Consider the following 11,024-nt stretch of genomic DNA (forward strand, 5'->3'; position numbering starts at 1 on the left):
GATTGGACATCAAGAGGCGTTGTCTGTGCTCTGCCTGCCGCTACCGAGAGGCCACCAGCACCACGCCGCCCATAATTAGCCCTAGCCCGACCAGGCGACCGGGCGACAGATCTTCCTTAAAGACCAGCACCCCAATCAAAACAGAGGCCAGGTAGATCATAGAAGCCGCCGGGGCCGCAACGCTGAGTTCAACCCGGGTGAGCACCAGAATATAGAGTACTGCGCCGACACCGTAGGCCGTCAGACCGGCGATTAGCGTAGGTGTGGTGGCAATGCTTAAGATGTGGGCGATCGCATTGGCGCTCGTCACCTGGCCCAGCTGCACTGCTCCCAACTTAAGAAATAGCTGGCCAAAGGCGCTGGCCAGCACGGCCGCTAGCAGCAGACTAAATTCCTGAATCGTCACGGTGTTTCCTTAAAACAGGCCTTAAAAGAGGTCTTTGGAGCGCAGTTAGTGAGCTGCTGGCAGACTCAGCAATCAGTGCTTCAGCGATCGATGCCAGAGAGGTATAGTAGCGAACTTTTGAGGCGCAGGGAAACTGGCCCGCAGGCCAAGCCCGCTTCCCCAAGCTACGATAGAAGACACTGCATAGCTCCCTGAATTATGACCGGCAAAACCCTTCTGGTTGGGCTGCGGGCCGACCAGTTTCGCCATCCCCTCGATCTCGAAGCCACCCGTGCCCTAAAGCAGCTGCCGGGGCTCGACGTAGTGGTGCGTATGGCCCTGGCTCCCCTGGCAGAGCGTTTTTTTCACCTCGACCATTTGGCCTCTAGCTTGCAGGTGAGCGATCGCCAGCTGCCCGATCTGCATCAGTCGCTAGTCGAAGCCTGCCAAATTCTCGACCTGGATGTGCCTCAGCTCTACGTACGCCAAAACCCGGTGCCCAACGCCTACACCTTCGCCATGCGCGGTGAGCAGCCCTTCATCGTCATCCACACGGCCCTGCTGGAGCTGCTGACGCCAGCGGAAACCCAGGCGGTGATCGCCCACGAGCTGGGCCACCTCAAGTGTGAGCACAGCGTTTATCTCACCCTGGCTAACCTGCTGACCCTGGCGGCTGGCAGTCTACCCCTGGGCGGGGTGCTGGCTCAAAGTCTTCAGAATCAGCTGATGGAGTGGGTGCGCTGTGCCGAGTTTACCTGCGATCGCGCTGCCCTACTCGTTGCCCAAGACCCCCGCGTTGTCGCCTCACTGCTGATGAAGCTCTGCGGCGGCTCGCCCTCGCTCATTGGTCAGCTCAACGTAGACGCCTTTATTGACCAGGCCCGCGCCTACGACACCCTCAGCGCCGATGCCCTGGGCGATGCCCTGCGGCAAATTCGCACTCAAGACCTGACTCACCCAGTGCCCGTACTGCGGGCTAGAGAGATCGATCGCTGGGCCAGCACCAATGATTACTACCAGCTGGTAAAACGCCCAGCAGTCGAGTATAATGGGGACTCATCCAAGGGCGGATGGCGGAATTGGTAGACGCACCACACTCAAAATGTGGCGACTTCGGTTGTGCGAGTTCGAGTCTCGCTCCGCCCACTATCATCTCAACGTTGGGTTGAGTAATCTTCTTTTTCGGTGATATCTCTTTTGGGTTCATCGAGCTTAGAGCCAAGCAACCCAGCGTTGGCCTTAAGGGCCTTTTATCTTGTCGCCACTTCAACCCCTTCGCGCTACCCGTAGCAACAGAGACAGCTTGTTTGAGTGAAATACTTGCTCGACTTACTCAATAGGTGCCTCAATCGTTTTGACGGTCTTGGGCAGCAAGAATGACAGCCCCAGACACAGCAGGCACAGGGCCAAAATTACCAGCAGCGTGCTCTGCATCGCTTGTACAGCAGCGGTTCGCAAAATGCCGTTGAGGGCGGGCTGAAGGGAGTCGGGCAGTTGGTCGAATAGATCGCGGCGATCGCTGCGCCGCAGAGTTTGAATGGCCACTTGGAGCGATCGCACCGCATTGCGCCGCACCTCAGGGGCAACGGATTGCCCCAGCTCGGCCAAAATGCCGTCCACAATCTTGAGCGAGGCCACACTCACCAGCATCGTGCCCAAAATGCCTCGCCCCAGCGAGGCACCTAGGTTTTGAAAGGGGCGGTAGACCCCGCGCGCTTCGGCTTTTTGGTCTTTGTGGGTATCGGCAAAGGTGAGCGAGGTAATGTAGGTGACAAACAGGCCCGTGCCAGCCCCCATCACCACCAGGGCGGGCAGCAGCTCTAGGGCCGTTACCGGAGGGCTAACGGCGGCCCACAGCATGGCAATACCAACCGTCTTGACCACCAGCCCCGACTGCAGCAGGTAGCGGGGCGGAAACTGAGGTCGCCGTTTGACCAGCAGAAGAAGAACGGCCAGCTGGGCCACGGTGAAGGGAATCACCGCAATGGAGGTTTGAATGGGGTTGAGCCCCAGCACCGCTGGAATGAACTGGAACAGGTTGAACTGCACTCCCACCGTGGTCATGGTGTGCAGAGTGCCAATGGTTAAGCCCAGGGTATAAATGCGGCGGTTAAATACCCCCAGACGCAGCAGCGACGGCTGCCCTAAACGCGATCGCCCCCGCTCCCAAAAGATCAACAGCCCCAGGCAAACTAACCCCGTCGCTATCAGCACCGGGGCCGCTGAAATACCAAACGGAGCCAGCACAAAATCGAGGGTTTGAGGGTTGCCCTTAGGCTGCCACCAACCCAGCTCGGAGGCCAGACTGAGCCCCACCAGCGTGAGCCCAAACCCCGCCACCGAGAGCAGCCCCCCCGGCCAGTCGGCGGGCAGCGTTTGGACTGGGGCGGGCACCGCAATAGAGCGCACCAGCCACCAGATGATCGGAATCAGCCCCAGCTCGAAGGCAAAGGCCCAGCGCCAGCTAAAGTCAAAAGCCATCACGCCGCCGGTAATGGAGCCGACCAGGGCACCAAGTACGCCCGCGATCGCCAGCGCCACCAGTCCATATTTTTGGATTACCTCACCGGGGAGGGTATCCATCAGGGCGACCGGAGTGCTCATTAGCACGGCCCCGGCCACGCCAATGCACCCCGCCAGCCCTAGGGTAAATAGACCAATATTGGGGCTGAGAATAATCACCACCAGCCCTAGGGCAAAGAACCCCAGGGCGATCGCCAGCACCGGCCGTCGCCCCAGCCGTCGGCTCAGGTTTTCGGCAGTGGGGGTAAATGAGGCCGTCACCAGCGACATCAGCACCAGGGCCGACTGCACATAGCCCACGCTGGAGTTAAACTCCTGCACCAGGGGCGGCATAATCGGCTGCACCACCCCAATCGTGTACGACAGCATAAACAAAATCAGGCACAGCCCCAGCGGCTGGCCCCAGGTCTCTAAAATTGGTTGCCGAAGGGCTGGTGGAGTGACCATCTGCATCTAGAGGAGTTAGGCACCGTTGGTATCGGGCTGAGACTCTTTTATCCTAGAGTCTGCCAGGGGCGGCTGACCGTTGCTGCCTTTTACCACAAATGCTGGGGCGGTGTAGTCAGCGGGCAGGTAGTCGGCAGGAATGGTGGAGTGGTTGCCGTCGCGCAGCGCGGAGAAGGTGGGCGACAAAATTTCAATGTCGGCAGTGTTGCAGAAATCCTGAATGTTTTGATGCAGGTGAGAGTAGATCACCGGCATTTTCTCCGGATGCGCCGTGTGGGCATTTAGCTCATAGCTGACGTTAAAGTCGTTGAGCGCGGTTTGCAGCACGAAGGGCTCTGGCACCGGGCTGATGTCGGGGGTGGCCAGGGCGGCCTCGATTAGCACCTTGTGTACTTTGCGCCAGGGCAGGTCGTAGCCCAGGGTAATGGTGGTGTGGAGCAGCAGATACCCGTGCGACTCGCGGCAGATGGCGCTGTAGTTGATCACGTTGCTGTTGAGCACCGAAGCATTGGGAATGGTGACGGTCTCTTGCTTGGGCGTCAACACGCGGGTGACAAACAGCGACTTGTCTTCAACCTCGCCTACCACATCGTTAATGCGAATAAAATCCCTGAGCTGAAAGGCGCGGGTGTAGATCAAAATGATCCCCGACAGGGCATTGGCTACCGCTGACGACGAGCCCAGGGTGAGCAGCGCCCCCAAAAAGATCGAAATTCCTTGAAACGCTGGGGAACCAAACCCCGGCAGATACGGCCCGGCAATCACCAGGGCGATCGCCACAATCAGCAACATCGCCAGCCGAATCGTCGGCTGAATCCACTCGGGGTAAAACCAGGGATAGACATCGTGGCGACCCAGCTCAACAATTACCTGCCGAGCAAACTCAATCACGTAGTAGGTGACAACGGCAATTACGCCCAGCATGGCCAGTTCGGGTAGGTAGGCCACAAACCCCTGGGCTAGAAAACTGAGGCGAAAGGCCATGTCTTGCAGCAGACTATCGCCAAACTCTGCCGTGGCCGGAAACTGGCTCAGCACGAAGGGCACATATAGATACAGCGCCAGCAAAATCAACCCCAGGCGCAGCAGACGCACTAGCCCGCCGAGCAAATAGCTGGTGGCCCCAGACCCTAAAACCTGCGCCGAGTGAATGCGAATGGCGAGGGTGTTGGCGTTGCGTTGCCGCCGAATGTAGGTCAGTAGCCTAGAGCTGCCAAACAAAATCCCTCTCAGCACCAGAAATACTCCAATAGTGCTGAGAATGGTCATGCCCAGGCTGGTGACAATGCGCTGAATACTGCGCTGCTCGCGGTAGCTAACGACCCCCTGCTGAATTCGCTCCACGGCATCAGCGGCTAGTTCAGGATGCGATCGCCCGTAGGCCCCGGCATCGTCTTCGCGCACGGTAAACAGCACCATATCGCCCACCAGCACTACGCTTTGATTTTCTTCAGTCTCGGCGCGAATGGTGGCTGGGGTAAAGGTCGGGTCGGCGGCGATCGCCCTCACTCGCTGGGTGATAATCGCGGCCCGTTCCTCAGCGGAGGTCACCCCGGCAATTCCCTGCCTGACGTAGAACAGCGGCTCCCCATCCAGCACTACCGGAAAGCCATCGACCACGTTGCCAACCACCGCCTGTGAAGGAACCGGGCTAGCGTTCTCGCCCCCAGGGCGCTCTGCCTCAGCCTGCTCTACCCCAGCGCCTTCTGATGGCGGGGCTGTTAAATCCCCAGCGGCTAGCATGGGCGGCACGATCACCAGCAGCACCATCGCCAGGCCCAGCAGCCAGCCTCTAAGCTGTCGCTTTTGAACGCGCCAATCTGCTAAAAAAACCATAGCGTTGATTGCTAACCGGCCCTAAAAATAAACCCAGTCGACTGGACTGGTATAAGCAGTGTATGACGGCTGACCGCTGGGCCTACAAAATCATTTATTTCCTTAAAAGAACTGAGCGATCGCCCCTCAGTCTGGATCTCCACACGCTCGACATATCGTACACTTGAACATCTCAGAAAGCAGGTTGCCATCAGTAAAATGACCAGATGTAGGCTGCGGTTGAGGAACGTTAGCGAAGCCTTGCCAAAGGCAATAAACCAACTCCATGCGCATAGTTCATGGCACGCTGTAACGTCACAATAAAAAAACAGCCGGGGGCCGAACAGAATCGCAGCCCTCGGCTATTGACACACAAAATTTGACGTCCTACAGCTTACGCACGCTGGCTTGGCCGTCTTTGACTTCGCCCACCAGCACTTCGGTGGCTACGCCGACAAACAGGCCATTGTCGAGCACGCCGGGGATGTTGTTGATCGTCTTTTCTAGCCCAGCCGGATCATCGATCGCATCAAATTTCACATCCAAAATCATGTTGCCCTGGTCGGTGATCACCGGGCCGTCTTTTTTAATCCCCATCCGCAGGTCGGGCTTACCGCCGAGGGCCTCCAGCGCCTTGGTCACAGGGGTAACAGCCAGGGGCATGACTTCAACGGGCAGGGCAAAGGTGGTGCCCAGCTTGTCGACCAGTTTGGAGCTATCCACCACCACGATAAATTCTTTGGCCAGAGAGTCCACAATCTTCTCGCGGGTGTGGGCTGCGCCACCGCCCTTAACCAGGTTCATTTGAGGGTCAACTTCGTCGGCCCCGTCGATAGCCAGGGCGATTTCGTCACCTTCATCAAGGGTGGTGAGAGGAATGCCGTACTGCTTGGCCAGCACCGACGCTTGAAAGGAGGTCGGCACGCCCTTGATGTTGCTAATTTCACCGCTGGCCAACCGCTCGCCAATGAACTGGATGGCAAAGGCCGTGGTTGACCCAGTGCCCAGCCCAACGACGGTGTTTGACTGCACCCGCGCCGCCGCCTGGCGACCCACTTCCTGCTTCATCAGCTTGACAGGATCCATTTCAGCCATAGCTCTTTTTTCTCCACAAATCACTGCGTTTTCGGTCTCTAGCATGACTTAAACCGGTACGGCTGCATAGGCTAACACCTGGTGGATAGGCTATGGCTTAAAAATCGTCATCCTCTTCCACGGGTTGAATGGTCTGATGGACAAGATCTTGCCAAACGGTCAGGATTTCGCTGGAGGCATTAGCGGCGATCAGCTGCTGAGTGACCTGACCCGCATCAACTTTGAGTTCTGGAAACGCCAGCAGCAACATGGCGATATCGCGCCAGTCGGTACCTGACTTGGGTTTGCCCCGCCGCTGGTAGAACGCAATCACTTTTTGGGCGATCAACGCGGGAGGCGTTAAGACTAAAACCTGCTCGATGCGTTCAGCCGGGGGCAGTGTTGCCACGGCTCTAATATTGATTAAATGGCGGTTGCCTGACTTTTGGAGCTGGTAAATGCGGTCTAAACCAGCTTTTACCTCTCGAATACGCACCGCAATTTGAAACCGCTCGGCCAGCCAGATGCGCAGTTCTTCGGCCAGGTCGGCAGCCCGGTTCGAGAGCAAGTCAATATCTTGGGTCATGCGCGGCTCATTCACCCAGGCGTTGACGGCCTGCGCGCCAAACAAAATAGCGTCATCACGCTGCTTCAAAAACTCTAGCACCCCCGCCTGTAGGGTTGCGAGCGGTAGGGTTTCTCCCATGACAAATTCGTGAAAGGTCAAAATGCCAGCGTTGATCACGAGTGGCTCCCTGAACGAAAGACCCTACGCCCGAGTCTACCATTTGCTTTAGAAGGCTGCTTTGTCGTGGTCGTTCAGGGCGTTTGCTCTACAGTGTAGTTAAGTCAGTTCCTCCCCTTAGGTATAGTTACAGCCAATCTGTTTAGGACGTCTGTCAGACGAGCGCTCAAACGTTTGAACGTTTTCAAGCTTTATTGATGTCCTAATCTAGGTGACTCTGGCTATAGTTTGGTCTCGCTATTTTCTCGTCGCTAATGGCTATCTCTCCGACGCTGTTGAGCAGTTTGCCCTCTACTCTGAGCCAGTCCGGCTACCAGCGCTTCTGGCACTGGCGGGGCTGGCGGGTGCGCTACTGGTTTCACCCTGGCCCAGTCGGCACTACGGTGCCACCGCTGTTACTTATTCACGGCTTTGGAGCCAACCTGAACCAGTGGCGGCACAATTTGCCTGCGCTCAGTCGGGTGGCCCCGGTCTACGCCATCGACCTGCTGGGCTTTGGCGATTCTGAGAAGGCGGCCACCCTCTACGGTGCGGAACTGTGGGCAGATCAAGTGGCCGATTTCATCCAGGCTGTAGTGGGTCAGCCGGTGGCGCTGGTTGGCCACTCGCTCGGGGCGCTAGTAGCTCTGACGGCGACCCATAGCCATAGCGACTGGGTCAAGCAGCTGGCGCTAATTGCCCTGCCACTAGAGGGCAACCGCGAAGATTTGGTGGCGGGCTGGATAGCGGCCCTAGCGCTGCGGGTCGAAAGCCTAGTCGCCAACCCGCTACTCATGCGATCGCTGTTTACCCTGGTACGTCGTCCTAGCTTTCTGCGGCGGGCGCTGGCGGGCATTTACACCGTACCGGAGCGGGTGGATAAGGACTTGGTGAACCTGTTTGCGCTACCTACCTGCGATCGCGGTGCCGCCCGTACCCTATGCTATCTGGTGCGATCGCGGACCCAGCCCAGCTTTAGCCCCTCGGTCAAAGACATGATGACCACGCTAGCGGTACCGACCCTGCTGCTATGGGGCGACCAAGACCGCGTAGTGCCCGTCGCCCAGTCCAAGGGGCTAGCCAATCTCAGCCCTCTGCTGACCCTTGAGGTGCTGCCGGGGGTAGGCCACTGCCTCTACGACGAAACCGACGCCGACTTCAACCAGCGCCTGCTGACCTGGCTCCAGAAGACGTAGTCGTCTGCCACACCTAAGAGTGAAGGGTGTGGGAGGTATGTGGTTCAAGGTTTCAGGTTCAAGGCCTGCCGTAAACCCTGTACCCTGAACCCACTTAGGGTCGCGACACTGGCCCTGCCGGACGACCCTGCTGCCCTCGGCTCAGCGATCGCTTGGTACGCCATTTGCGAATCGCCTGGGCCTCGCGCTGAATGGGGGTGAGATAGGCATCGGGGTTGAGTTCGACCTGATCGCCATCGGGGGCATAGGGGGGGCGATCGCGGGTGTTCATGCAGCCCGCTAGGGCTTCTAGGTGGGGCTCTAGCTCTAGGGCGCGCTCTAGCTGATCGATGGTGGTGTAGCGATCGCGGGCATCGGGCATGAGCATTTTGTCGAGCACCGTGGTCATGTGGGGGCTAACGTTAACGGTGTGGTGCCAGCGAATAGCGCCCGTGTTTGGGTCTTGGTCAAACTCGATCGGGGTGCGGGCCGTCAGCAGATAGAGGCTGGTGATACCCAGAGCGTAGATATCACTGGCATAGCAGGGTCGCAGAGCAAGCTGTTCGGGTGGGGCAAAGCCAGGGGTACCTACGAACTGGGTAGCCGGGGCCTGTAGTGAGGCCTGATCTTCGACATCGGAGAGAAACTCGCGTACAGCCCCAAAATCGATCAGCACCAGGCGGCGCTCGCGCTCGCTACGAATAATGTTAGGCGGTTTAATATCGCGGTGAATGATGCGGTTGCGGTGAATAAAGCGCACTACCGGAATAATTTCACGCAGAAAATACTTCACCTGGGCCTCGGTCAGCCGACCCTGGCGACGCACTTCCTGGGCCAGGGTTTCGCCGTGGATATAGTCTTGTACCAGATAAAACTCGCCCTCGGTGGTGAAGTAGTCGAGCAGCTGCGGAATTTGTGAATGGCTACCCAGGTTGGCCAGCGCTCTGGCCTCACGGCGAAACCGTACCTTGGCTCGCTCTAGCGAAAGCTCACTACCGGCCTTGGGGCAGAGCTGCTTGATCACGCAATAGGGCTCTCCAGGCAGGGTGGCATTTTGGGCCAGGTAGGTTACCCCAAAGCCCCCCTGCCCCAGCTTTTTGAGCACTCGGTAGCGATCGCGAAACAGCCGATGCGACTGGTAGTAGTGGCGAATTTCAGAGTTGGCTGTGCGATCTAGGGATTGTCCTGGTGGATTAGCCATAGTAGTTATGCCTGGCCTCAAGCGAGGGGAAGATGCCTATTTCCCAGTTTAATAATTAGCCTATCGGGTGGTAAGCCCGACTGCGGTTAAAAGAGCACAAGAACTCAAAAAAATGATAACCAGCCGACCGCAGGGCGGCGTTCATGCCATTAACTTAGCAAGTCTCTCAACAATACTTAAAAATTTGAGATTAAGCAGCGGTAAGGCTACATAACTGGCGACAATAGCCATTAGGGTATCACGTTAGAAGGCGATCGCGGCCCTAAAAGCCCAGATCGGCCCGCGCCATTTCTGACGCTTTGAATACGACGTCGTCGGGCAGTTCTTCCCAGGCGGTAGCCCCCACTTGGGTGTAGAAGGTGCTGTCGTAGGGGCGGGTACGTACCACCACCGGCATGGGCACCGCGTGGCCCAGCACCAGAGCCTGCTGCTTGGAGTCGAGCTTGGCCAGTACCGATCGCAGGCTCTGCCCCCCCGACACACCGGTAAAAATGGCGTCGATATCTTTTTCGTCGTTGAGCAGGGCGGTAATGCGGGTGCCAATCTGCGACATCACCTCGTTGTCGATGCCCGAGGGTCGCTGGTCGACCACCAGCAGGGTGACGAAGTACTTGCGCATTTCACGGGCGATAGTGCCAAAAATGGTCTGCCGGGCGGTAGCCGGGTCGAGAAAGCGGTGGGCCTCTTCAATGGTGATCATCAGCTGGCGGGGCCTGTCCACCACGTTTTTGGTCTGGAGGTAGCGATCGGCCTTTTTGACGTAGCTGGCGTGGATGCGGCGGGCAATCACATTGGTGGCCAGCATATAGGCCAGCATGTTCGACTGCGAGCCAAACTCCACTACCACGTGCTTGCCGTCGTCAATAGCGGCGAGAATCTGCTGAATATAGTTGGTGCCGCTAGCCGCTTTCATATATTTAATGTCGGCCAGGCGAGTGAGCTTGCGCTGCAGGGCCATAATCGATGACTTGCTGCCCATCTTGGTCTCGCAGAATTCTTGAATCTCCTCGTTGGTCATAGTCAGCAGGCGGTTGATCCAGCTCTTGCCAAACTCGTTGCGCAGAATGATGGCGTTCTCTAGACTGGCCTCCGACAGGTTTAGCTCGCCCCGCACCAGGTTCAGATCTTCGACATCGATCTGATCAAAGCTGATGTATAGCTCCTGAGCGTCGCGCACCCCCCGCCGTTTTGTCGCCTCAGGGTCGAGGGTAAACATCTGCACCTGGCCGGGGAACAGCTGCCGGAGCCCCTTCACAGTGCTGAACTGTTTGCCCTCGCTGACCGCCTCCCAGCCGTACTCGGAGTGCATGTCGAAGATGAGATTGACCGCCGCCCCCCGCTGAATGGTGCCCGCCAGCAGCAGCCGGGTGAGGAACGATTTGCCCGTACCCGATTTACCAAAAATGCCGTTGCTGCGCTCCACAAAGCGGTCGAGATCCAGGCAGACGGGCACCTCCATATCGATGGGTTGGCCAATCGCAAAGTTGCGGCGATGGGGGTCGTCTTCCCAGCCAAAAATAATTCGAAAGTCGCGATCGCTGGCGTCGTACACCTGGCTAAAGTGGGCCGGGATAGTCTTTACCGGCAGCAGCTCCACATCGGCACTGCTCTGCACCTCCAGCGAAGCATAGCCCTCATCCTTCTTTTTACTCTTTTTCTGGCTCCCCTGCCCCCCTGCTC

9 protein-coding genes and 1 tRNA gene are annotated in these 11,024 nt (G+C 57.9%); 3 read left to right on the forward strand and 7 right to left on the reverse strand.

The window, feature by feature from the left end:
• Positions 1–40 precede the first annotated feature (40 nt).
• Positions 41–406 carry an EamA family transporter gene (locus IQ273_RS00340; RefSeq protein WP_194020971.1) on the reverse strand — a complete coding sequence of 122 codons (366 nt, stop codon included), beginning with the start codon at positions 404–406 and terminating at the stop codon, positions 41–43.
• 195 nt (positions 407–601) lie between these two features.
• On the opposite strand from IQ273_RS00340, the gene IQ273_RS00345 reads away from it, so the two are divergent.
• Together IQ273_RS00345 and IQ273_RS00350 are read left to right on the forward strand one after the other, a co-directional pair.
• On the forward strand, positions 602–1,471 hold the full coding sequence (locus IQ273_RS00345; RefSeq protein ID WP_194020990.1) for a M48 family metallopeptidase: 870 nt from the start codon (positions 602–604) through the stop codon (positions 1,469–1,471).
• Positions 1,450–1,531, forward strand: a tRNA-Leu gene (locus IQ273_RS00350). Before IQ273_RS00345 ends, IQ273_RS00350 begins: the two co-directional genes overlap by 22 nt.
• Before the next feature lie 183 nt (positions 1,532–1,714).
• Here IQ273_RS00350 and IQ273_RS00355 read toward each other — a convergent pair.
• The 4 genes from IQ273_RS00355 to IQ273_RS00370 form a co-directional block, all read right to left on the reverse strand.
• On the reverse strand, positions 1,715–3,355 hold the full coding sequence (locus IQ273_RS00355; protein WP_194020972.1) for an MFS transporter: 1,641 nt from the start codon (positions 3,353–3,355) through the stop codon (positions 1,715–1,717).
• 15 nt (positions 3,356–3,370) lie between these two features.
• Positions 3,371–5,191, reverse strand: coding sequence for a mechanosensitive ion channel family protein (locus IQ273_RS00360; protein ID WP_228052176.1), 1,821 nt, complete (start codon positions 5,189–5,191; stop codon positions 3,371–3,373).
• 366 nt (positions 5,192–5,557) lie between these two features.
• Positions 5,558–6,265 carry a ribose-5-phosphate isomerase RpiA gene (gene rpiA, locus IQ273_RS00365; RefSeq protein ID WP_194020973.1) on the reverse strand — a complete coding sequence of 236 codons (708 nt, stop codon included), beginning with the start codon at positions 6,263–6,265 and terminating at the stop codon, positions 5,558–5,560.
• A gap of 97 nt (positions 6,266–6,362) precedes the next feature.
• A complete protein-coding gene (locus IQ273_RS00370) occupies positions 6,363–6,989 on the reverse strand; it encodes a nucleotidyl transferase AbiEii/AbiGii toxin family protein (protein WP_194020974.1) in 627 nt (208 codons plus the stop codon).
• Positions 6,990–7,243: 254 nt separating this feature from the next.
• Here IQ273_RS00370 and IQ273_RS00375 point away from each other — a divergent pair, with 254 nt between their 5' ends.
• Positions 7,244–8,164: an alpha/beta fold hydrolase gene (locus tag IQ273_RS00375; protein WP_228052177.1), complete on the forward strand. Its 921-nt coding sequence runs from the start codon at positions 7,244–7,246 to the stop codon at positions 8,162–8,164.
• Between the two features lie 94 nt (positions 8,165–8,258).
• On the opposite strand, the gene IQ273_RS00380 is transcribed toward IQ273_RS00375, so the two are convergent.
• The gene (locus IQ273_RS00380) at positions 8,259–9,344 is read right to left on the reverse strand and encodes a serine/threonine-protein kinase (RefSeq protein WP_194020975.1); all 1,086 of its coding nucleotides are present in this window, start codon (positions 9,342–9,344) and stop codon (positions 8,259–8,261) included.
• A gap of 262 nt (positions 9,345–9,606) precedes the next feature.
• Positions 9,607–11,024, reverse strand: a 1,418-nt coding sequence (locus IQ273_RS00385) for an ATP-binding protein (RefSeq protein ID WP_194020976.1), incomplete at its 5' end; no start/stop codon positions are given.

Source organism: Nodosilinea sp. LEGE 07298 (genome assembly GCF_015207265.1).
GTDB lineage: Bacteria > Cyanobacteriota > Cyanobacteriia > Phormidesmidales > Phormidesmidaceae > Nodosilinea.